The organism is Streptomyces sp. B15, from assembly GCF_018070605.1.
GTDB classification, from domain to species: domain Bacteria; phylum Actinomycetota; class Actinomycetes; order Streptomycetales; family Streptomycetaceae; genus Streptomyces; species Streptomyces smyrnaeus.
Map to the genome: position 1 here is coordinate 37,533 of NZ_JAGPXJ010000031.1, position 21,220 is coordinate 58,752.

A 21,220-nucleotide genomic window follows, 5' to 3' on the forward strand; every position below is an offset into this window, starting at 1 on the left:
CACCGTGCCCATCGGTTCGCGAACGCGGTGCACGCTGGTGGCCACGGCGCTCGTCACCGTACTCGTCGCCGGGGCGCTGGCCGGGCTGGCGCTGGGCTCGGCGCGCATTCCCCTGGGGGAGGTGCTGGCGGCGCTGACGGGCCGCTCGCAGCCGGGTCCGTTCGCCACGATCGTGCTGGATGTGCGGCTGCCGCGGGTGCTGCTGGCGGCGGTCGTGGGAGCGGGACTCGCCCTGGTCGGCACGGTGTTGCAGGCCCTGGTGCGCAACCCGCTGGCGGACCCGTATCTGCTGGGCATCTCCTCCGGCGCCTCCACGGGTGCCGTCGTGGTCGTCGTGCTCGGCGTCGGCGCGCTCTCGATGCAGATGGGCGCCTTCGCCGGGGCGATGCTCGCGCTCGTCGTCGTGTACACGATGGCGCGGCGCGGCGGAACGTCGGCGACCCTGACGACGGGACGGCTGGTACTGGCGGGAGTGGCGGTGCAATACGTGCTGTCCGCGCTGACGAGCCTGCTGCTGGTGACCTCCGCGGAGAAGGAGCATCTGCGGGCCATTCTCTTCTGGACCCTGGGCGGTCTGGGCCAGGCCCGGTGGCACACCCTGCCGCTGCCCGCACTGGTGCTGGCCGCCGGTCTCCTCCTGCTGCTGGCGCTGGCCAGGCCGCTGGACCTGCTGCTGGCCGGGGAGGAGGGCGCCATGGTGCTCGGCCTGGACACCGGGCGCTTCCGCGCGGCGGTGTTCGTCCTGGCGTCCCTGGTGACGGCGGTGCTGGTGACGGTGAGCGGCGCGATCGGCTTCGTCGGGCTGATGGTGCCGCACGCCGCCCGGATGGCGGTCGGCGCCGGCCACCGCGCGCTGCTGCCGGTCGCGGCACTGGGCGGGGCGGCGTTCCTCGTCCTGGCGGACCTGGCGGCACGTACCGTCGCCGCGCCCGAGGAGATCCCGGTCGGCGTGCTGACGGCGCTCACCGGCGGGCCGTTCTTCCTGTGGATGCTGCGGCGTTCGCAGCGCACCGAGGGGGTTGCCGGGTGAGCGGGGCGTGCGCGCTGCGCGCCGAGGAGGTGTCCTACGAGGTGGCCGGGGGGCGCGCCCTGCTCGACGGGGTGACGCTGGAGGCCGTGCCCGGCGAGACTGTCGGTGTGGTGGGCCCCAACGGCAGCGGCAAGACCACGCTGCTGCGGTGCGTCTACGGGACGCTGCGGCCCACCGGCGGGCGGATCACTCTCGACGGCGACGACACGGCGGCGCTGAGCGTCAAGGCGCGGGCCCGCCGGGTGGCGGCCGTACCGCAGGACGCGGGCGGCGGATTCGGGCTGACCGTACGGCAGGTGGTGGCGATGGGCCGCTCCCCGCACAAGCGGTTCTGGGAGGGCGACACGGCGCAGGACGCCGCGCGGGTCGCCACCGCGCTGGAGCGGACGGGTGCCGCGGAGCTGGCCGGGCGTCCCTTCGACGAGCTGTCCGGAGGTGAGCGGCAGCGGGTGGTGGTGGCACGCGCCCTGGTGCAGGAGCCCGCGCTGCTCGTGCTGGACGAACCGACCAACCACCTGGATGTGCGCTACCAGTGGGAGCTGCTGGCGCTGGTGCGGAACCTGCCCGCCACCGGCCTGCTGGCCCTGCACGACCTCAACCTCGCCGCGTACTTCTGCGACCGGCTGTACGTACTGGAGGCAGGGCGGGTAGTGGCGCACGGGACGCCGGAAGAGGTGCTGACCCCGGCGCTGTTCGCCCAGGTGTACGGGGTACGGGCCGAGGTGGGCGTCCACCCGGAGACCGGCGCCCCGACCGTGGTGTACCTGCCGCCGAAGAAGGGGGTGCGGGATGAGCGGTCCGCATGAGCGGGAACCGGAACCCGAGCACGAGCCGCTGGAGGAGTTGACGGCGCTGACCGCCCTCACGGATCTCGCCTCGGCGTACGGCCCGCGCTACCACATGCTGCCGGGTGACCCACCCGCCGCCGACCAGGAGGCGGACGGGTGGCTGGCCGCCGACCGCCTCCCGGACCCGGACTCCGCCGAGCTGCGGCGACTGCTGAGCGCCGAATGGGAGGGCAGCGGACATCGCACGGCGCACGCGGCCGCGCTCACTTCGATCGCCGTGTACGCGGGGCGGGTGACGGCGGCCGCGATGCTCGGCTGGGTGCTCGACGGCCGTGTATGGGACGTACGGCCGCACAACGTGCTGGTGCGGCCGGGCCGTCACGGCATCGCGGGCGTGCGGCTACGGGTGCCGCGCCTGCTCGCGGCCCCCGCCGAGGACCGCGGGGCCACGCTGGCCGCCCTCCACGAGGCCGTGCTCGACACCCATCTGCTGCCGCTCGCCGCCGCGCTGCACCGCGCCACCCGTGCCGGACTGCGGCAGTTGCACGGCGGAGTGGCCCACGGCTGCGCCACCGCGTTGAGTTCCGCCGGGCTGAGCGCCGCCGCGCCCCGCCCCGTCGGCGAACTGGCCCGGAGCTGGGCCGAGTTCGTCGGCCCGCGCCCCGAGCTGGCCCGGCTCGGCGAGCTGGCCGAGGTCACCCGCACCGACGGCACCGGACGGCTGTGCTATCTGCGCAACACCTGCTGCCTCTACTACACCAGCGCGGAGGCGGTCCGCTGCGCGAGCTGCTGCCTGACGCCACGCGCCGACCGGCTGCTGAGCTACGCGGCACGCTGAGCCCGCACACCGCCGGGCGCCGACGGCTCTCCGGCGGGGCACCGGCGGCTCCCAGCGGGGCACCGGCGGCTCCGCTCACCACAGCTCGGTGCTGTGGCCTGCGACGAGTGCGCGGACGCGGGCGAGCACCTCCTCGGCGGGGAGCGAGCCGAGGCGACGACCGTCGCGCAGCCGCAGCGCGAGCCGGTCGTCGGCGGCCTCCCGCGGGCCGATCACCGCCTGGTACGGCACCAGACGCGCTTCCCGTACCCGCGCACCCAGACTGCCGCGTTCCGGTGCCGACGCCGCAGCCCGCAAACCGGCGTCCGCACAGCGCCGCACGAACGCCTCGGCCTCGGGAACCTCCGCCTCGGACACCGGGAGCACGGTGAGCTGGGTGGGAGCCAGCCATGCCGGGAACGCACCGCCGTGTACCTCGATCAGCTGGGCCACGGCACGCTCGACGCTGCCGATCACGGCCCGGTGCACCATGACGGGCCGGTGCTTGCTGCCGTCCGCGCCGATGTAGTGCAGATCGAACCGCTCGGGCTGGTGGAGGTCGACCTGGACGGTCGAGAGGGTCGCTTCCCTGCCCGCCGCGTCGGCGAGCTGCACATCGATCTTCGGCCCGTAGAAGGCGGCCTCGCCCTCGACCGCCTCGTACGGCAGCCCGGACCCGTCCAGCGCCTCGGTCAGCAGTGCGGTGGCCTGCCGCCATTTGTCGGGTGCCGCCACGTACTTGCCGTCCGGGGCCGGGAGGGACAGCCGGTAGCGGGCGGCCTCGATACCGAGCGCCCGGTAGGCGGCACGGAGCAGCTCGAGCGCGGCCCGCGCCTCGGCGGCCACCTGGTCGAGGGTGCAGAAGATGTGCGCGTCGTTGAGCTGGATGGCCCGCACCCGGGTCAGTCCGCCGAGCACGCCCGAGCGCTCGGACCGGTACATGGCACCCAGCTCCGCCATCCGCAGCGGCAGCTCGCGGTAACTGTGCGAGCGGGACCGGTAGATGACCGCGTGGTGCGGGCACAGACTGGGCCTCAGCACGAGCTGTTCGCCGCCCGGCGCCTCCAGGGGAGGGAACATGTCGTCGGCGTAGTGCGCCCAGTGCCCGGACAGTTCGTACAACTCCCGCTTCCCGAGCACGGGCGAGTACACGTGCTGGTAGCCCGCCCGGCGCTCCGCGTCGCGGACGTACTCCTCCAGCGCGTGCCGGACGGTGGCCCCGTCCGGCAGCCAGTACGGCAGACCGGCCCCGATCAGCGGGTCGGTGCCGAAGAGGCCCAGCTCGCGGCCGAGCGAGCGGTGGTCGTGGTGGGCGGCGGTCATATGGTTCTCCCTCTCGGACGCGGGCGGGCGCCTCAGGGAGCGGACGACGAAGCCCCGGGCGCTCGGCCCGGGGCTTCGGTGATACGTCAGGTATACGTCGATCAGCGCGCCGGGACCGGATCCGGCGTCGTCGTCCTGGCACTGCGTACGGCGCGCTGCTGCATGGCAGGGAACGTAGCAGAGGGGCGGAAGCGCGTCGCGGGGTTTTCCGCGCCCGGGTGCCCACTCACCCACAGGGAGCGGGTCCGCTCCCGCCTCAGGGAGCGGCCGAGGAGGGCAGCCACCGCCGGACGGCCTCGGCGACCTCGTCGATACGGCCGTTGAAGGCGATGGCGGCACCGGGAGCGTGCCGGTGGACCAGATTGACGACCTGCTCGAAGAAGGTCAGTTCGCCCTTCACCCGGATACCGCCGCCGATGACCACGACGTCCCAGTCGCGCTCGCCCAGCGCGGCCACGAAGACGGACTCGGACCCGGCCGGGTCGTCGGCGGCGACCTGGACCAAGGACACCTCGACGGACTGCTCCCGGAGGCGGGCCAGTTGCTGGTCGAGGGTCGCGAGCAGGGAGTCCCCGTCCACGTCCGGAACCGTGTACGGGTCGAAGCCGAGAACGAGGACAGCAGCCATGCCCCCAAGGACGCGGCAGAGCCCCGGCACGTTGCCTCTCACAGGCCCCGCACACTGCCCTCACGGGCCCCCGACGGTGCCGGCCTGGGCGGTGGATAACATCGCCGCACTGCACGGAGCACGTCAGCAGTCGAGTCATGTACGGGGGAGCTCGTGTTCGGAATCGTCAGGCCCTGCAGGCACCGGCTGTCCGAGGGACTCAGGACCGAGTGGATGGCGCATCTGTGCGGGCTCTGCCTCGCACTGCGGGGCGACCACGGCCAGTTCGCCAGGGTGGCGACGAACTACGACGGGCTGCTCGTCTCCGTACTGACCGACGCCCAGACCGGCACGGCCGACTCCCGGCGCCGCACCGCGGGCCCGTGCCCGCTGCGCGGGATGCGTACCGCCTCCGTCGCACAGGGCGAGGGAGCCCGGCTGGCGGCCTCGGTGTCCCTCGTCCTGGCCTCGGCGAAGATACGCGACCACATCGCCGACCGGGACGGCCTGCTGCGGCGGCGTCCGGTCGCGGCAGCCGCCCGCCGGATAGCCGCCGGCTGGGACCGGGCCGGTGCCCGCACCGCCGACACGCTCGGCTTCGAGGTGTCCGCCCTGGTCGACGCCGTGGACCGGCAGACCGACGTGGAGCGCGCCGCCGGCCTCGGAACCCCGCTGACGGCCGTCACCGAGCCCACCGAGACGGCGACGGCAGCCGCCTTCGCGCACACCGCGACGCTCGCGGGCAAGCCCGGCAACGCGGCCCCGCTCGCCGAGGTGGGACGGCTGTTCGGACGCCTCGCACACCTGCTGGACGCGGTCGAGGACCGGGTCACGGACGCCGCCGAGAACGCCTGGAACCCCATCACCGCCACCGGCGCCTCCCGCGCCGAGACCCGCCGGCTGTGCGACGACGCGGTCCGCGGCATCCGACTGGCGCTGCGGGACGTCGACTTCGCCGATCCGCGGCTGGCACACGTCCTGCTGGTGCACGAGCTGCCGCGCGCCGTGGACCGCGCGTTCACCACGACAACCTGCGCACACACCGACGCCCACTCCTCCGGCACCCCCCACCAGCAGCACCAGTCCGGCAACCCCTACCAGCAGCAGCCGTACGGGCAGACGCCGCAGGGCCGCCCTCCGTACGGGCAGGCCCCGCCAAGCCTCAACGGCCCCGCGAACCCCTACGCGGGCGAGGGCGGCAGCCGGCTGCCACCCGGCGACGGTGACGGCGGCCAGGGCGGTGGCGGCTGGGGCGACAACACCGGCGGCCACAGTTCCCATCCCCCCAACCAACACCCGCCACGCGGCTTCCTCGCCGGCTGCGCGGCCTTCGTCGGCCTCTGCTGCACCTGCCAACTGTGCTGCGCCTCGGAGTACGAGGGCCCCTGGTCCCGCAAGAAGCGCGAGGGCCTGTGCTCGGACTGCTGCGACTGCTGCGACTGCTGCAGTTGCGACGGCTGCGACTGCAGCTGCGGCTGCTGCGACTGCTGACACGAGCCCGGACGGCCGGCGGGCCGGACAGGGGCTCGGCGCTCCTCGCGCCAGGCGTGCCCCGGCCGTTCCGGGGCACCCGGCTCGCAGGAGCGACCGGGGAGGGGCGATGGACACGACCGTTCCGCAGGGCCGCAAACGGGGCGGCGGGAGCAGGGTGCGGTGGGCGGTACCGGGCAGGGCGCGGGCTTCGGACCGGGCCAGAGCAACAGCTCGGCCGGTGCTGAGCGGCGCGGCGCGGGCCGGGTTCCTGGGGCGGGGGGTCAGCTATCTGCTGGTCGGCGCGCTGGCGGTACAGGTCGCGTTCGCCGACGGGCAGCAAGGTGGCGGGCAGGCCGACCGCGGCGGGGCGCTGCGAGAGGTGGCGGGGCGTCCGTTCGGCGCGTTCATGCTGTGGGCGCTGGGGCTGGCGTTGGCCGGAATGGCGCTGTGGCGGCTCTCCGAGGCGGTCTGGGGTGCCGCCGAGCCGGGCGGCCACATGCCCCGCAAGCGACTCGCTTCGGGGGCGCGCGGGCTCTTCTACGTAGGCGTCGCCTATTCGGTGCTGGCCTTCGCCGCCGGAGACAAGGGCAGCGGCAGCGGCGCGTCCGACAGGCGGTCGCGCGACGTGACGGCCGAGTTGCTCGGCCTGCCCGCCGGGCAGTGGGTGGTCGGTGTCGGGGGCGGTGCGGTGGTGGTCGCCGGGCTGGTGATGGCCTGCCGTGCGGCGCTGCGCAAGTACCACGACCAGCTGAGGATGGGTCGGTTGTCCGAGAGGCAGCGGAAGTTCGTCGACGTCACCGGCGTTCTGGGCGGTCTCGCCCGCGGGCTGGTGTTCGCGACCGTCGGCGCCTTCCTCGCCCGCGCCGCGCTCACCTACGACCCGGAGCGCGCCAAGGGGCTGGACGACACGCTGCGTTCCTTCACCCGGACCCCGGCGGGGCCGTGGCTGCTGGTGGCCGTGGCGGCGGGGCTCCTTCTCTTCGGCGTCTTCTCGTTCGCGGTGGCGCGCTGGCGCAGGACCTGAAGCCGCAAGCACAAGCAGCAGGGCCGGGGAGCGGTCGACAGGTCGATACCGCTCCCGGGCCCCTCCATACGCGGAGTGCCGCGTCAGCGAAGCCGGCGCGTCAGCGCGTCAGCGCGTCAGCGAAGCCAGTGCCTCGTTGAAGGTCTTCGACGGGCGCATCACGGCCGCCGCCTTCTCGGGGGAAGGCTGGTAGTAGCCGCCGATGTCGACCGGCGAGCCCTGGACGGCCAGCAGTTCGTCGACGATCGTCTGCTCCTGCTCGGCCAGCGTCTTGGCGAAGCCGGAGAACGCCTGCGCGAGCTGCGTGTCCTCCGTCTGCTCCGCCAGCTCCTGCGCCCAGTACAGCGCGAGGTAGAAGTGGCTGCCGCGGTTGTCGATGCTGCCGAGCTTGCGGCTGGGCGACTTGTTCTCGTTCAGCAGCGTGCCCGTGGCCCGGTCGAGGGTGTCCGCGAGGATCTGGGCGCGCGGGTTGCCCGCCTTGTGCGCCAGGTGCTCGAAGCTGACGGCCAGCGCCAGGAACTCGCCCAGGCTGTCCCAGCGCAGATAGTTCTCCTTGACGAGCTGCTGCACGTGCTTGGGGGCCGAGCCGCCCGCGCCCGTCTCGAACAGCCCACCGCCGTTGATCAGCGGCACCACGGAGAGCATCTTGGCGCTGGTGCCCAGCTCCATGATCGGGAACAGGTCGGTGAGGTAGTCGCGCAGCACGTTGCCGGTGACGGAGATGGTGTTCTCGCCGCGGCGGATGCGCTCCAGGGAGAACTTCATCGCGTCGGCCGGGGACATGATCTCGATCTGCAGACCCTCGGTGTCGTGCAGCGGCAGGTACTCGCGGACCTTCCTGATCAGGTTCCGGTCGTGGGCGCGGGTCTCGTCCAGCCAGAAGACGGCCGGGTCGCCGGTGGCGCGGGCGCGGGTGACGGCCAGCTTGACCCAGTCCTGGATCGGCACGTCCTTGGTCTGGCACATCCGGAAGATGTCGCCCTCGCCGACGGCCTGCTCCAGCACCAGCTCGCCCGCGCCGTCCAGGACGCGGACCGTGCCGGTCGCCGGGATCTCGAAGGTCTTGTCGTGGCTGCCGTACTCCTCGGCCTTCTGCGCCATCAGGCCGACGTTCGGCACGGAGCCCATGGTGGCCGGGTCGAAGGCGCCGTTGGCGCGGCAGTCGTCGATGACGGCCTGGTAGATGCCCGCGTAGCTGCTGTCGGGGATGACCGCGAGAGCGTCCTGCTCCTGGTCGTCCTTGTTCCACATGTGACCCGAGGTACGGATCATCGCGGGCATGGAGGCGTCCACGATGACGTCGCTGGGCACGTGCAGGTTGCTGATACCGCGGTGCGAGTCGACCATCGCCAGGTCCGGGCCCTGGGCCAGCTCGGCGTCGAAGGACGCCTTGATCTTGTCGCCCTCAGGCAGCGACTCCAGGCCCTTGAAGATGCCGCCCAGACCGTCGTTCGGGGTCAGACCGGCCGCGGCGAGCTTGTCGCCGTAGGTGGCGAAAGTCTTCGGGAAGAAGGCGCGGACCGTGTGACCGAAGATGATCGGGTCGGACACCTTCATCATCGTCGCCTTGAGGTGCACCGAGAACAGCACACCCTCCGCCTTGGCCCGCTCGACCTGCGCGGACAGGAACTCGCGCAGCGCGGCCACCCGCATGACGGCGGCGTCGACGACCTCGCCCGCCTGCACCGGGACCGACTCGCGCAGCACGGTGGTCGAGCCGTCGTCACCGTGCAGCTCGATCCGCAGCGCGCCGTCCTCGGCCAGTACGACGGACTTCTCGGTGGAGCGGAAGTCGTCCTGGGTCATGTGGGCGACGTTGGACTTGGAATCGGCGCGCCACTCGCCCATCCGGTGCGGGTTGTTCCTGGCGTAGTTCTTGACGGAGGCCGGGGCTCGGCGGTCGGAGTTGCCCTCGCGCAGGACCGGGTTGACGGCGCTGCCCTTGACCTTGTCGTAGCGGGCGCGCACCTCCCGCTCCTCGTCGGTCTGCGGGTCGTCCGGGTAGTCCGGCAGCGCGTAGCCCTTCTCCTGCAGCTCCGCGATGGCGGCCTTGAGCTGCGGGATGGACGCCGAGATGTTCGGCAGCTTGATGATGTTGGCCTGCGGGGTCTTGGCCAGCTCACCGAGCTGCGCGAGGGCGTCCTCGACGCGCTGGTTCTCCTCCAGGCGCTCGGGGAAGCTGGCGATGATCCGGCCGGCCAGGGAGATGTCGCGGCTCTCGACGGCGACACCGGCCGTCGAGGCGTAGGCCTCGACCACGGGCAGGAACGAATACGTCGCCAGGGCCGGGGCCTCGTCAGTGTGCGTATAGATGATGGTCGAGTCAGTCACCGCTACTCCGCTTCGCGTCTACATCGTCTCGATATCAAGATATCCCGTGGGGCGCCCTCACGGTAAAGCGGCCCGCGCTTGCGGGACGCGCTCGCGTTCCGGCTTGCGGGACGCGCTCGCGTTCCGGCTTGCGGGACGCCCGTGCGGACGCGGTGGCCGGGCGCCGTGATCCGGGGCCGGTGCGCGGCACGAGTACCCGCACTCCGGGGACCGCACCGACGCTCGCCCGGCTTACGGGCGGCACTCGGTCGGCGAGCCGGGCCGGACCGAGCCGGGCCGGGCACCGGCCCCCCACCGCAGCAGGCCCATGGTTCGGCTACTCCCGGAGGGGTAACGCGCCGGTCCTCCTTCCGATGGATGCTCCCCATACCCCCCGCCCGTACCGTGGTCGGCATCTGGCAACCGACTGACAGGAGGGGCACGGCATGCTTCTGATCGAAGTCTTCACACCCAAGGGCGCCTTGAGTGAGGAGGAGCGGCAGGAGCTGGGGAAACGGCTCATCGACACCCTCATGGTCGAGGACGACAGTCACGCCCTCGAAATCCTCGACGCCCAGCGCACAATCACACAGGTCCTTGTGCACGAGCCCACCGCCTGGGTACTCGGGGTACGGCCGACCGCGGACCCCGCGGACCCGCCGCGCTATCTGGTACGGGTCACCGTTCCGGGTTCATGGCGCAAGGAGATGAGCGAGTACACCGTGCAGATCGTCACGGATGTGCTGGCCGAGACCGAACGCCGTGCGGGGCGGGACCCGGAGCGGCTGCGGCGCGAACCGCACGCCGTGATCCTCGTGGACGGCATCTCGGAGGGCGGCATCGGCATCCACGGAAAGGCCATGAGCAGCCTGGACCTCACGGAGTTCGTCTCCCGTCCGTACCGTGACGCCACCGCCGGCCGCCCGGCGGCGAGCCCTGCGCCGGACGCCGCGCGGAAGCCCACGCCCGAGCCCGAGTCCGCGCAGGACGACGCGGAGAGGGACCTTTCGCAGCAGCCGTCGCCGTCACCGTCGCAGCGCGAGCTGATCGATCCCATCTGCGGGATGAGTGTGGATCTCGACGACCGCCCTCTCACCCTGGTGCACGAAGGGGTCCTGTACGGCTTCTGCCACGGCTTGTGCCGACGGGCCTTCGCGGACGAGCACGGGCTCCCGCTCGGCAAGCAGGAGCCGAGCCCTTCCTGACGCCGACGGACTGCGGCTGCGGACGGACTACGGCACGGCGAAGGCAATCGCACGGGCACCAGTGCCGGTACGCGCATCGGCACGGGCACCGGCGCCGATCCCGCCGAGCCGTCGGCCCGGCGGGATCGGTCGGTTCCTCAGGCCAGCGGGGCCGGGAAGGTCGGGTACTCCGCCCCGGAGACGTGCTGGACGACGCGGATGACCTGGCAGGAGTAGCCGAACTCGTTGTCGTACCACAGGTAGAGGATCGCGTTGTCGCCCTCGACCTTGGTGGCGCCGGCGTCGACGATCGAGGCGTGGCGCGAGCCGATGAAGTCGTTGGAGACCGCGTCGGGGGCGCTGATGAAGTCGATCTGTCGCTTGAGCGGCGAGGTCAAGGAAACGTCCCGCAGGTGGTCGAGCACCTCTTCGCGGGTGGTCTCGCGGGCGAGCTGCAGGTTGAGAATGGCGATCGAGACGTCCGGCACGGGCACGCGGATCGAGCTGCCGGTGATCTTCGCCTTGAGGTCGGGCAGCGCCTTGGCGACGGCGGAGGCCGCTCCGGTCTCGGTGATGACCATGTTGAGCGGCGCCGAGCGGCCACGACGGTCCGACTTGTGGTAATTGTCCAGCAAGTTCTGGTCGTTGGTGAACGAGTGGACGGTCTCCACATGGCCGCGCAGCACACCGTACTCGTCCGCCATCGCCTTCAGCGGCGGGACGATGGCATTGGTGGTGCAGGACGCACAGGAGATGATCCGCTCGTCCGGCTTGACCATGTCGTGGTTGACGCCGTGCACCACATTGGGCACGTCACCCTTGCCCGGCGCGGTCAGGATCACCTTGTCCACACCGGGACGCAGGTGCTTGGACAGCCCCTCGCGGTCCCGCCACCTGCCGGTGTTGTCGATGAGGATGGCGTCCTTGATGCCGTAGGCGGTGTAGTCCACCGTCGTCGGATCGTCGGAGTAGATCACCTTGATCTCGTTGCCGTTGGCGACGATCGTACTGTTCGCCTCGTCGACGGTGATCGTGCCCTGGAACTGGCCGTGGATCGAGTCACGGCGCAGCAGTGAGGCACGCTTGACGAGATCCTGACCGGCGCCCTTGCGGACGACGATGGCGCGCAGCCGCAGTCCGTTCCCGGAACCGGCCTTCTCGATCAGCAGCCGGGCGAGGAGCCGGCCGATACGGCCGAAACCGTAGAGCACGACATCCCGGGACGCGCTGCGGTCGATCTTGTCGGCCCCCGTCGCACCGGCCACGGCCTGCGCCGTGAACTCCTCCACCGACAGGCCGCGGTCGTCGGCCTTGTATGTCGCGGCGAGCATGCCGATGTCGATCTGGGAGGGGCCGAGATCGAGCGTGGTGAGGGCCTGGAGGAACGGCAGCGTCTCGGTGACGGACAGCTCCGCCCCGGCAATCTGCCGGGCGAACCGGTGGGCCTTGAGGATGCTGATCACCGACTTGTTCACCAGGGAGCGGCTGTGCAGCAGGACCGTGACGTCCCGCTCCCGGTGCAGCTTCCCGATGATCGGGATCATCGACTCCGCGATTTCCTCGCGGTGCTTCCAGTTGGTGAACACGTCGTCGTTGACAGTCACAGATTTATCTTTCGAGCTAGGCGGTGCTCATATGCTAACCCGCGCTTCGAGAGCCATACGAACGGCCATACGAACAGCCCCGTGAGTGGCCACGCGGAGCGGGGGGCGCGGGCGGGCGGGGGCGACCAGGAATCCTGATTCGACATCCTTCTATCTTGACACCCTTCGATACAGCGTCCAGCCTTGTATTCAGAGACATCGAAACAGGGCGCCCGGGTCCGATCCCCGGCCCCCGACCCGCCTTTCCGTTCCCTGCCCTGACCCGCCCTGCCCGTGAGGAGCGCACCATGAGTGAGACGAACGCACTGCGCGAGACCGTCCGTCGGCGGTACGCCGCCGCAGCCGTGCAGGTTGCCGAGGGGAACACCGGGTGCTGCGGCCCGGAGGCAGTGGAGATCGACGACACCTTCGGTGGGGCTCTCTACGCCCCCGACCAGCGCGATGACCTTCCCGTCGAGGCGGTCGCCGCATCTTTGGGCTGCGGCAACCCCACCGCTGTCGCCGAGCTCCACGAGGGCGAGCACGTCCTGGACCTCGGCTGCGGCGGCGGCATCGACGTCCTCCTCTCGGCCCGCCGTGTCGGCCCCACCGGCAAGGCGTACGGGCTCGACATGACCGAGGAGATGCTCGCCCTCGCGCTGGCCAACAAGGAGAAGGCCGGCGCCACCAACGTCGAGTTCCTCAAGGGCACCATCGAGGCCGTCCCGCTCCCCGCGAACACCATCGACGTCATCATTTCCAACTGCGTCATCAACCTCTCCACAGACAAGCCCGCCGTCTTCAGCGAGGCCTTCCGCGTCCTGCGCCCGGGCGGCCGCATCGGCGTGTCCGACGTCGTCGCAGAGGACCGTCTGAGCCACGAACAGCGAGCCGAACGAGGCGACTACGTCGGCTGCATTGCCGGAGCCCTCTCGTTCACCGAATACCGGCAGGGCCTCGAGGCGGCCGGGTTCACGTCCATCGACATCACACCGACCCACCAGGTCGCCGACGGCATGCACTCCGCCGTCGTACGCGCCACGAAGCCGGCCGCCACAGCACCGGAGCCGGCAACCAGCCCCCGCTGACGCGGATCCCGGCGAGTCGCGCCGCGCCCGGCAACGCCAGGTGACGGTGGGAAGGGCGGGACGAGGAGAGCACAGGGTCCAGCGGCCTCCAGTCCCTGGGCGTTCCCATCCCGGGTGAATCGTGCTCGCCTGGACGTCGGGGCACTCGCCCGGAAGCCGAAGGCCCGTGACACCGTCGGCAGGTCGCCCTGTCGGCCAGTCGCCCGGCGGCCGGTTCGGCCTGGGCACGCCGCTGTGGGCGCACAGTGGGGGAACGCCGGTGCTTTCGTGGGCAATCCGTGAGTCGGCCGAAGAACACGGTGAGTTGCGGTCCGATGCGGTTGCGCGACGACAGGACCGGCGACGAGCGGCTGAAGCGATTCTTTCGACGGAGCCCGGGACATTTTCGCGATCCCGCTGGAGGACGAGGCGTACCTGGTCCACGCCCCGCTGCACGGTGTCGCCTTCGCCGCCCGCACCCGCGCACGGCCGCCCCGCGCACGGCCAGCAGCCCACCGTGCGGATGCGCGTGCCCGGACCGTCTCCGAGGTGACGACCCGCTCGAGTGTCGTACGGAAGCGTTCGCTGCGATGCTGGAGGGTGGCGGCGGAAGCTGCGTGCAATGCCGGGACGGGAGACCTGGGGAGCTCAGGGGCTACGGCCGGGTAGGGATCTTCGGTAAAGGTTCGAGGTACCGATGACAGGACCCAGGCACGGCGAAGGCAGGTCCGCGGTGGACCTGTCCGAGGGGTTCGGTGAGCGACTGCTGGGACAGTTGCTGGACCGGGCCCACGAGATGCCGCCCCAGCTCATCGCTCCACTGGTGGCGGAGGAAGTGCGCAGGATCGGTGGCCGGAGCGTCTCGATCCTTCTTCAGGACTACGAGCAGCGCGAACTGGTGCACCTCCCTGGCAGGGGGCTGGAGGTCGGCAGGACGATACCCATCGACGGCACCCGGGCCGGTGAGGCGTTCGTCCGTAAGACCGCTGTCGAGGACGAGCAGGCCGACGGCGTACGTATGTACCTGCCGCTCCTGGACGGCAGCGACGAGGTCGGGGTCATGGGCTTCACGCTGGACAGCGTCGGGGAGGACGACCGCCGGCTGGCACGCCGGCTGGCCGGACTGGTCGCCGACATGCTGGTCACCAAGAACAGTTATACGGACCGGTACACCCAGGCACGGCGCCGTGGATCCATGAGCGTCGCCGCGGAGATCCAATGGTCCCTGCTGCCGCCGCTGGCGATGAACACGCCGCAGGTCGCCGTGGCCGGAGCCCTGGAGCCCGCCTACAACGTCGCGGGCGACAGCCTCGACTACGCGCTCAACGACGACACGCTGCACCTCGCCGTCATCGACGCGATGGGCCACGGTCTGAACGCCTCCGTGCTGGCGACCGTGGCGGTGAGCGCCTACCGCCACGCCCGCCGCGCCGATGTGGGGCTCGCGGAGCTGTACGCGTTCATGGACACCGCCATCGACCAGCAGTTCGGACCCGACCAATTCGTCACGGCGCAGATGATGCGCCTGGACGTGGCGACCGGCCGGCTGGAGTGGGTCAATGCCGGACACCCGGAAGCGCTGCTCATCCGTGGCAACAAAGTCATCCGGCGCCTCGAGAACGAGGGAACGCTGCCCGTCGGCTTCGGCGGCGCCGCCCCGCTGGTCAGTACGACCCAGCTCCAGCGGGGCGACAGGGTGGTGTTCTACAGCGACGGCCTCGTCGAAGAACACAAACCGGGTGAAGAGCAGTTCGGCGAAGAACGCATGATCGACATCCTCGAACACGTCAGCAGCCTCACCGACGACGTGCAGGAGACGGCACGCGTCCTCTCCCACACCCTGATGCGGGCACGTGGAGGCACCACCAGTGACGACGCGACCCTCTTCGTCGTCGAGTGGCGAGGCGGCACCGCGGACCACCTGGCCACCGTCGCCATCTGACCGTCGACACCCTTGAGGTACCACTCCGCGTGTGCCACTCCGCGTGTACTGCTCCGGTTGTGAGCGTTCGGTCTCCCTCGGGCTGCTGCCCTGGCCGGAGCGCGTACAAGTGGCCCGGGCCCTGCGGAACGGGACGGTGAGCGGCGCGGTCCCGCTGGGCGCCGCCCTGGTGACACTGGTGCGAGCGAACACCCCGTGGAGCGGAAGCTACGACGCGCAGCGCGACCTCCACTGCGGCGTACCCGCGCTCGGGGAAACCCACGAGAGGGGAACCCCGGCGGACGAGAGGGCCCCGGCAAAAGCCGCGGGGGGCGTCAGGTCGAGTCACCGTCCGCCTGGTCACCGTCGATGGGGACACCGTCCGCTTGCACACCGTCCGGCTGTTCCCCGCGACCGGGTTCTGCGGGGTCCGGGTGGGCGGGGTTGGTGCCGGTGTCGATGAGGATCTGCTCGGCCGCGGAGATGTTGTCGGCCCGCACCGCCTGGGCCATCGCGGCGCGGGCCGCGTCGGGCGTCGCCTGCGGGGGAACGACCAGGAGGGAGAAATGATCCCGGTCTCCCCGAGTGATGAGGACGGTGTCGTCGCCGACCGGGAAGGCGTCGAGGTGTACGACCCGGTCGTCGATGACCAGTCGTGTCGGCAGTTCCTCCCACGCACCGGCGTCCAGACCGACCCGGGTGATCGGCCCGAGACGCCGACTCAACTCTGTGATCAGACGCGGTAGTTCGGCTGCGATGTCATGAGAGCGCGGCCACCATGCACCGTCGAGGATCCCCTCACGAAGCCGTGTCGTCTCCAGCCTCAGCAGCGCTGTCCCGGGCTTCACCGAATGGTGGAGCCCGTCCGGCCCGGGCCTCGGGGGGTGTGGGGTGTCGGAGTCGGCCATGGTGAGTTCCCTCGGGGCTCGACATCTTCGCCGGACAGCCCGTGGGCCTGCGAGCTTCTGAGCTTGGGACAGAACCGCTGGGGTCGCCGCCGCGAAATCTTCCAGGAATTCCACCGTACCCGGCTGCCGGGCCGCAGGCTCGTCCGCAAGGCCGGGTGCAGCCGCATCCGCGAGAGATCGGTGGCCGCGAGAGATCGGTGACCGCGAGACATCCGGTCCGGCCCATGGACCGGAGTAGTGTGGAGCTACCGGAAGTACTTCGCACATCGGCTCCCGTGCCGGTGCCGCTCCCGGCGAGCAACAACGCCGGAGCTCGGAGAAACGAGCCCGGAGTCAGGCGCGCGCGATGACCGCGACCACCGACCCCACGACCACCGACCACGCGACCAGTGATGAGCACGTCTCCCCGCCACCGGTCCGCCTGGCACTGACCCCCGCGAACGCGCCTCCGGGACTGCTCGACGGCGCCTGGTGGCCGCGGTCCCGGGATCTCTTCCGCGAGTTGCCCGCCCTGACAGCCAGGCTGGACGTGTGCTGGGGCAGGATCACCCGTGTCACGGTGAATCCGACGCACTGGCCGGTGATCCCGCGGAAGGTGCCCGTCGCCGGGCACACGGTGGGCGTCGGCTGGTTCAGTAAAGAGCAGGACCCGCACAAACTGATACTGCTCTCCTACACCGCCGACCGTGGACGCTGGGATCTGCTGGTGATCCCGCCGGAAACCACTGCGGCCTCCGCCGACCGGCTGATGTCCGCCGCAGCCGTCCCGGGGAGTCTCCTCACCGTCAGCATGCTGATGGACGACGAGCACAGGATCCGCGACGCCGCCGAGGACCGGGGCCGGACAGCGGAGTGGGACGCCGAGGGCGGGGCCGCGCCCCCGCTCGGGCACTCGACCGGGCTCCGGGCCTCCGCCACCTTGGAGAGGTGAGAGCAATGGACGCTCTTGTCACCGTTGCCGTGATCATCGCGATGGTCGCTCTGGGAGTTCTGCTGCTCCACCGGCTCAACGCCCAGCACGACCAGCGGATCGCGGCCTTCCGCTACAGCGCCGCCCTGCCGGTGCGCGGCGGCCGACGCCGGAAGCGCCGCCGACCGGCCGACAGCGCCGCCGGACATCACGACGGAAACCGCGAATGACCCCTACCCTTCCTGACCAGGGCGCGCCTGATCACGGCATGTCCGGCCGGGACGCGTCCACCAGGGCGTGGGCGCTGCACCGACGCGCACGGCCCCGACACAGCACACGGTTCCTCCGGCCCTCACGTCAGCCGGAGGAACGCCGCTGACTTCCCGTGTCAGCCAGCAGGAACAAGGGAAACGATGAAACCAGCAGAACCCGTGCCCTCGGCCGGACACGCCGAGGTCCGTATCGTCGCGGCGTCCCCGGAGACGGCACGTCAGGTGGCGGAGGTTCTCCGCCGCTGCTTCGATTCCACGGAGCAACGCAGCTACCCCGTCGGCCAGGAGGGCGGCACGCGTCTCCACCTCACGGTGGACACCACCCGTGCCGCCGAACCCGCCCGCTCCTGGCTGCTGACCAGCGAGGGCTCGGACGACAACCGAACGCAGTCGGACGAGTGACACCGGACAGCGGGCGCAGATCAGCACTGCGCGGTCGAGCACCACCCGGCAGAGAACCGGGCCGACCTGCGTTTCAGGCGTTTCAGGAGAACGTGCGGCGCGAGGGGGCATGCGTGTGGGTGGATACCGGGATTCCCGGTGTGTCGACCGTCGTGTCGTGGTTGTGTCAGCCCGGTTTGTCGAGCGAGTGGTTGGAGGCGTGTCGTGGTGGCCTGCGAGGAGCAGGTACGGACAGTCGGCGAGCTTCTGCTCGGCGGACTACGTCCGGGCACACGGATCGCCGATGTGACGGCGCGGGGTGCTCGGGCGTTCGTCTTCTTCCGGCTGGTCGAGAGCGAGGACACGCGGCGGCGGATGTGTGGGGCTGCTCCGTTGGGTGACGGCCCACGGGATGCGGGCGCGGACGTGGCGATGTTCCGGTTACTGCTGGGCCTGCCGATGAGGGGCCCTCATGGGCAGGGCGGTTGACATGGAATCAGCTTCGCGTGACAGCTACGAGCAAACCCGTGACAGTGACCATCAGTGTCATCGCGACGCAGGCTCCGGCGAACGGTGCGCACCAGGACGGGTGGCGAAGAAGCAGCGCCAGAACACCAGCACCGATGCTCAAGGTGACAACGACGAGGAGCAGGATCACAGCAAGGTCGGTCAGCGGCATGTGCGTTCTGCATCCTGGACGACGGCTGCGGCGGATCGAACGGCGTAGCGCTTGCCGAGTCGTTTGAGTTTCCGACGGACCCGCTCACCGTACGGCGCCGGCAGTCCAACGCCGACGGCGGCTTGTACCCAGGCTTCCCCACTACGGGCCCGACTGCGGGCGATCATCTCCTCCGGCACGTTCAGTTGCCGTAACACCTTGAGGATCCGGGGATCGCAGAATTCAGCCGCCAACACAGCATCTTCGGGGCCCTCAGGGCCAGCCAGCAGGTCGCCCAGCACCAGCTCGTCGCCGATGGGGGTACTGAGCAGTACGGTGCGTTTGCCGCCGACCTTTCGCTCCCACAGCGGCTGTTGCAGCCGGTGCTCGATTCGGACGTAGTGCCGCAGCGTGCTGACTACGGTCAGAGTGTCGGCCGATCCGTCCCCCAGGGCATGTACCCACTCGCCCAGCAGGGCCATCTCCACGGCTTCCCGCCACGCGATGGCGCGCGGCAAGCCCAGCAAACTGCCGGCAAAAGTGTCCACGGCCACGGCATCGCCCTCGATCGCCGCGTTGCGGGCCTTCAGGGCCTCCCGCAGGGCGTAGCGATCGGGCCACGTCGGGATACGGCGAAGGGTATCGGCCAGGTCCAGGAGGATTTTCGCGAGGCAAGAGGTGCTGAGACGCCGGCATTCCAAGCAGTCGGGTTCCCCCACGCCCTCCCATACGTCCCTGACTGCTTCGATCTCACCCAGGGCCTGGGCCATCGCGGAAGAGAAGGCGTCCCCCTGAGTCTGGTGCCAGAAATGGAACAGTCCGTACACCTGCTGCTCCCGGTCCACCCTGGACGGGCTCTGCCGAACCATCTCGCAGACACACAAGAGACACTGGCTGGCCGACTGCAAGTTGATCATGAGCGTTCCTTGTCGAGCGGAGACGAGACTTCTCTCCTCAGGCCCGACCGGAGGGCAGAGCGGCAAAAAATCTCAGATCTCCCCCTGTGACCCGCCTCACACCACGTGTATGCCTCAAGAGCGCCGTCAGGCCGACCGACTGTCCATCGACCGAGGGCTGGACACAATAGATTCCGCCCGAGGGTGGCTGGTGGGTCGACTCCGCCCGGGGCCTGGAGCAGGCCGAAGTCCCTTCACAGGCCGCAGACCGATCGCTCAAAGATCGATAGGCGACCGACAGCTCGAGGGCCACCACCTCAGACAGAGGTGATGGCCCTCAGGGCCTACCTGACGACAAGCCGTGCGGTTACCTGCTACGCGCCCGGTTCACAAGGGACGAAGTATCAGCCGGGACCAATGAGAAACAGCAGGTCCCGGTGCCGCCGGTCACAGCGAGCTCTCCGGGCTCCGCCCAGGTCGCCCGCTCCCGCCCTTTAGATGTCGAAGTACAGCTCGAACTCGTGGGGGTGGGGGCGGAGCTGCATGGGGGCGATTTCGTTGGTGCGCTTGTAGTCGATCCAGGTCTCGATCAGGTCGGAGGTGAAGACGCCGCCGGCCTGAAGGTACTCGTTGTCGTCCTCGAGGGCTTCCAGGACGGCGGGGAGGGAGGTGGGGACCTGGGGGACGTCGGCGTGCTCTTCGGGGGCGAGCTCGTAGAGGTCCTTGTCGATCGGCTCGGCGGGCTCGATCTTGTTCTTGATGCCGTCCAGGCCTGCCAGGAGGAGGGCGGAGAAGGCCAGGTAGGGGTTGGACGAGGGGTCCGGGGCGCGGAACTCGACGCGCTTGGCCTTCGGGTTGGAGCCGGTGATCGGGATGCGCATGGCGGCCGAGCGGTTGCGCTGCGAGTAGACCAGATTGACCGGGGCCTCGAAGCCGGGGACCAGGCGGTGGTAGGAGTTCACCGTCGGGTTGGTGAAGGCCAGCAGCGAGGGGGCGTGGCGCAGGATGCCGCCGATGTAGTAGCGAGCGGTGTCCGAGAGGCCCGCGTAGCCCTGCTCGTCGTAGAAGAGCGGGTCGCCGCTGGACCACAGGGACTGGTGGACGTGCATGCCGGAGCCGTTGTCGCCGAAGATCGGCTTGGGCATGAAGGTGGCGGTCTTGCCGTTGCGCCAGGCCGTGTTCTTGACGATGTACTTGAACAGCATCAGGTCGTCGGCCGCGGCCAGCAGCGTGTTGAACTTGTAGTTGATCTCCGCCTGGCCCGCGGTGCCCACCTCGTGGTGCTGGCGCTCGACCTGGAGGCCGGCGCGGCCCAGTTCGAGGGAGATCTCGGCGCGCAGGTCGGCGAAGTGGTCGATGGGCGGGGCCGGGAAGTAGCCGCCCTTGTAGCGGACCTTGTAGCCGCGGTTGCCGCCGACCTCGACGGCGCCGGTGTTCCAGGCGCCCGCCTCGGAGTCGATGTGGTAGTAGCCGGCGTTCGCCTTCGTCTCGAAGCGGACGTCGTCGAAGACGTAGAACTCCGCCTCCGGGCCGAAGAACGCGGTGTCGGCGATACCGGAGGAGGCGAGGTAGGCCTCGGCCTTCTTGGCCACGTTCCGCGGGTCACGGCTGTACTGCTCGCCGGTGATCGGGTCGTGGATGAAGAAGTTGATGTTGAGGTGCTTCTCGGAGCGGAACGGGTCCAGACGCGCGGTCGACAGGTCCGGGACCAGGGCCATGTCGGACTCGTGGATGGCCTGGAAGCCGCGGATCGAGGAGCCGTCGAACATCAGGCTCTCGGCCGGGTCGAAGGACTCCGCCGGTACGGCGAAGTGCTGCATGACGCCGGGCAGGTCGCAGAACCGGACGTCGATGAATTTGACGTCGTTGTCCGCGATGTACTTCTTGGCCTCGTCGGCGTTCTGGAACATCCATCCTCCTAGTCCCGCCGCGTCGGGACGGGCTTGCTCCGGCTCCGGGTGCGAGCACGAGGGCTCCGCACGCCTGGTGGCCGACCTTAGGCAGGGGCCATTTCTCCAGCATGACCCATCTGTTTCGCCGATGTTAACCACCAGGCTGGGCAGGCAGC

At 70.4% G+C, this 21,220-nt stretch carries 19 protein-coding genes; 11 read left to right on the forward strand and 8 right to left on the reverse strand.

Going from position 1 to position 21,220, the window contains the following annotated elements:
- The first annotated feature begins 4 nt into the window (after positions 1-4).
- The 3 genes from KBY19_RS16490 to KBY19_RS16500 are packed head-to-tail and all read left to right on the forward strand — an operon-like array spanning position 5 to position 2,656.
- Complete coding sequence (locus tag KBY19_RS16490; RefSeq protein WP_210966031.1) at positions 5-1,030, forward strand: iron ABC transporter permease; 1,026 nt, start codon at positions 5-7, stop codon at positions 1,028-1,030.
- 14 nt (positions 1,031-1,044) lie between these two features.
- On the forward strand, positions 1,045-1,836 hold the full coding sequence (locus KBY19_RS16495; protein ID WP_247691051.1) for an ABC transporter ATP-binding protein: 792 nt from the start codon (positions 1,045-1,047) through the stop codon (positions 1,834-1,836).
- On the forward strand, positions 1,820-2,656 hold the full coding sequence (locus tag KBY19_RS16500) for a (2Fe-2S)-binding protein (protein ID WP_210966033.1): 837 nt from the start codon (positions 1,820-1,822) through the stop codon (positions 2,654-2,656). Before KBY19_RS16495 ends, KBY19_RS16500 begins: the two co-directional genes overlap by 17 nt.
- A gap of 75 nt (positions 2,657-2,731) precedes the next feature.
- Here the strand turns inward: KBY19_RS16500 and thrS are convergent, their stop codons facing one another.
- Together thrS and KBY19_RS16510 are read right to left on the reverse strand one after the other, a co-directional pair.
- Complete coding sequence (gene thrS / locus KBY19_RS16505) at positions 2,732-3,958, reverse strand: threonine--tRNA ligase (RefSeq protein WP_210966034.1); 1,227 nt, start codon at positions 3,956-3,958, stop codon at positions 2,732-2,734.
- 256 nt (positions 3,959-4,214) lie between these two features.
- Positions 4,215-4,586 (reverse strand): hypothetical protein, encoded by a 372-nt coding sequence (locus tag KBY19_RS16510; RefSeq protein WP_099880101.1) that lies wholly within the window; start codon positions 4,584-4,586, stop codon positions 4,215-4,217.
- Between the two features lie 153 nt (positions 4,587-4,739).
- Between KBY19_RS16510 and KBY19_RS16515 the strand changes: the two genes are divergently transcribed.
- Together KBY19_RS16515 and KBY19_RS16520 are read left to right on the forward strand one after the other, a co-directional pair.
- Positions 4,740-6,056: a DUF5685 family protein gene (locus KBY19_RS16515; protein ID WP_210966035.1), complete on the forward strand. Its 1,317-nt coding sequence runs from the start codon at positions 4,740-4,742 to the stop codon at positions 6,054-6,056.
- Between the two features lie 109 nt (positions 6,057-6,165).
- Positions 6,166-7,062, forward strand: a complete 897-nt coding sequence (locus KBY19_RS16520) for a DUF1206 domain-containing protein (RefSeq protein ID WP_210966036.1) — start codon at positions 6,166-6,168, stop codon at positions 7,060-7,062.
- A 108-nt stretch (positions 7,063-7,170) separates the two neighbouring features.
- On the opposite strand, the gene KBY19_RS16525 is transcribed toward KBY19_RS16520, so the two are convergent.
- Positions 7,171-9,393, reverse strand: coding sequence for an NADP-dependent isocitrate dehydrogenase (locus KBY19_RS16525; RefSeq protein ID WP_185016693.1), 2,223 nt, complete (start codon positions 9,391-9,393; stop codon positions 7,171-7,173).
- 425 nt (positions 9,394-9,818) lie between these two features.
- Here KBY19_RS16525 and KBY19_RS16530 point away from each other — a divergent pair, with 425 nt between their 5' ends.
- Positions 9,819-10,577 carry a hypothetical protein gene (locus tag KBY19_RS16530; RefSeq protein WP_099880109.1) on the forward strand — a complete coding sequence of 253 codons (759 nt, stop codon included), beginning with the start codon at positions 9,819-9,821 and terminating at the stop codon, positions 10,575-10,577.
- Positions 10,578-10,714: 137 nt separating this feature from the next.
- Here the strand turns inward: KBY19_RS16530 and KBY19_RS16535 are convergent, their stop codons facing one another.
- A complete protein-coding gene (locus KBY19_RS16535) occupies positions 10,715-12,160 on the reverse strand; it encodes a glyceraldehyde-3-phosphate dehydrogenase (RefSeq protein ID WP_185016694.1) in 1,446 nt (481 codons plus the stop codon).
- Positions 12,161-12,447: 287 nt separating this feature from the next.
- Between KBY19_RS16535 and arsM the strand changes: the two genes are divergently transcribed.
- Both arsM and KBY19_RS16545 read left to right on the forward strand, forming a co-directional pair.
- On the forward strand, positions 12,448-13,227 hold the full coding sequence (arsM, locus tag KBY19_RS16540) for an arsenite methyltransferase (protein WP_210966037.1): 780 nt from the start codon (positions 12,448-12,450) through the stop codon (positions 13,225-13,227).
- 676 nt (positions 13,228-13,903) lie between these two features.
- Complete coding sequence (locus tag KBY19_RS16545) at positions 13,904-15,148, forward strand: PP2C family protein-serine/threonine phosphatase (protein WP_185016696.1); 1,245 nt, start codon at positions 13,904-13,906, stop codon at positions 15,146-15,148.
- A 314-nt stretch (positions 15,149-15,462) separates the two neighbouring features.
- Here KBY19_RS16545 and KBY19_RS16550 read toward each other — a convergent pair whose 3' ends face one another.
- Positions 15,463-16,035 (reverse strand): DUF5994 family protein, encoded by a 573-nt coding sequence (locus tag KBY19_RS16550; RefSeq protein WP_247691043.1) that lies wholly within the window; start codon positions 16,033-16,035, stop codon positions 15,463-15,465.
- 346 nt (positions 16,036-16,381) lie between these two features.
- Between KBY19_RS16550 and KBY19_RS16555 the strand changes: the two genes are divergently transcribed.
- From KBY19_RS16555 to KBY19_RS16565, 3 genes are all read left to right on the forward strand, one after another.
- A complete protein-coding gene (locus KBY19_RS16555; RefSeq protein ID WP_210966038.1) occupies positions 16,382-16,966 on the forward strand; it encodes a DUF5994 family protein in 585 nt (194 codons plus the stop codon).
- Positions 16,967-16,971: 5 nt separating this feature from the next.
- Complete coding sequence (locus KBY19_RS16560; protein ID WP_210966039.1) at positions 16,972-17,175, forward strand: hypothetical protein; 204 nt, start codon at positions 16,972-16,974, stop codon at positions 17,173-17,175.
- Between the two features lie 183 nt (positions 17,176-17,358).
- Complete coding sequence (locus KBY19_RS16565) at positions 17,359-17,619, forward strand: hypothetical protein (protein ID WP_099880121.1); 261 nt, start codon at positions 17,359-17,361, stop codon at positions 17,617-17,619.
- 475 nt (positions 17,620-18,094) lie between these two features.
- On the opposite strand, the gene KBY19_RS16570 is transcribed toward KBY19_RS16565, so the two are convergent.
- The 3 genes from KBY19_RS16570 to glnA form a co-directional block, all read right to left on the reverse strand.
- On the reverse strand, positions 18,095-18,277 hold the full coding sequence (locus KBY19_RS16570; RefSeq protein ID WP_099880125.1) for a hypothetical protein: 183 nt from the start codon (positions 18,275-18,277) through the stop codon (positions 18,095-18,097).
- On the reverse strand, positions 18,268-19,173 hold the full coding sequence (locus KBY19_RS16575) for a hypothetical protein (RefSeq protein WP_210966040.1): 906 nt from the start codon (positions 19,171-19,173) through the stop codon (positions 18,268-18,270). Before KBY19_RS16575 ends, KBY19_RS16570 begins: the two co-directional genes overlap by 10 nt.
- A 473-nt stretch (positions 19,174-19,646) precedes the next feature.
- Positions 19,647-21,062 (reverse strand): type I glutamate--ammonia ligase, encoded by a 1,416-nt coding sequence (gene glnA, locus KBY19_RS16580; protein WP_099880129.1) that lies wholly within the window; start codon positions 21,060-21,062, stop codon positions 19,647-19,649.
- Between the last annotated feature and the right edge of the window lie 158 nt (positions 21,063-21,220).

Bases quoted from the DNA above. Each gene is read 5' to 3' on its own strand.
- KBY19_RS16500 (WP_210966033.1), top strand. From the start codon at position 1,820: ATGAGCGGTCCGCATGAGCGGGAACCGGAACCCGAGCACGAGCCGCTG.
- thrS (WP_210966034.1), bottom strand. From the start codon at position 3,958: ATGACCGCCGCCCACCACGACCACCGCTCGCTCGGCCGCGAGCTGGGC.
- KBY19_RS16510 (WP_099880101.1), bottom strand. From the start codon at position 4,586: ATGGCTGCTGTCCTCGTTCTCGGCTTCGACCCGTACACGGTTCCGGAC.
- KBY19_RS16520 (WP_210966036.1), top strand. From the start codon at position 6,166: ATGGACACGACCGTTCCGCAGGGCCGCAAACGGGGCGGCGGGAGCAGG.
- KBY19_RS16530 (WP_099880109.1), top strand. From the start codon at position 9,819: ATGCTTCTGATCGAAGTCTTCACACCCAAGGGCGCCTTGAGTGAGGAG.
- arsM (WP_210966037.1), top strand. From the start codon at position 12,448: ATGAGTGAGACGAACGCACTGCGCGAGACCGTCCGTCGGCGGTACGCC.
- KBY19_RS16545 (WP_185016696.1), top strand. From the start codon at position 13,904: ATGACAGGACCCAGGCACGGCGAAGGCAGGTCCGCGGTGGACCTGTCC.
- KBY19_RS16550 (WP_247691043.1), bottom strand. From the start codon at position 16,035: ATGGCCGACTCCGACACCCCACACCCCCCGAGGCCCGGGCCGGACGGG.
- KBY19_RS16555 (WP_210966038.1), top strand. From the start codon at position 16,382: ATGACCGCGACCACCGACCCCACGACCACCGACCACGCGACCAGTGAT.
- KBY19_RS16560 (WP_210966039.1), top strand. From the start codon at position 16,972: ATGGACGCTCTTGTCACCGTTGCCGTGATCATCGCGATGGTCGCTCTG.
- KBY19_RS16565 (WP_099880121.1), top strand. From the start codon at position 17,359: ATGAAACCAGCAGAACCCGTGCCCTCGGCCGGACACGCCGAGGTCCGT.
- KBY19_RS16570 (WP_099880125.1), bottom strand. From the start codon at position 18,277: ATGCCGCTGACCGACCTTGCTGTGATCCTGCTCCTCGTCGTTGTCACC.
- KBY19_RS16575 (WP_210966040.1), bottom strand. From the start codon at position 19,173: ATGATCAACTTGCAGTCGGCCAGCCAGTGTCTCTTGTGTGTCTGCGAG.
- glnA (WP_099880129.1), bottom strand. From the start codon at position 21,062: ATGTTCCAGAACGCCGACGAGGCCAAGAAGTACATCGCGGACAACGAC.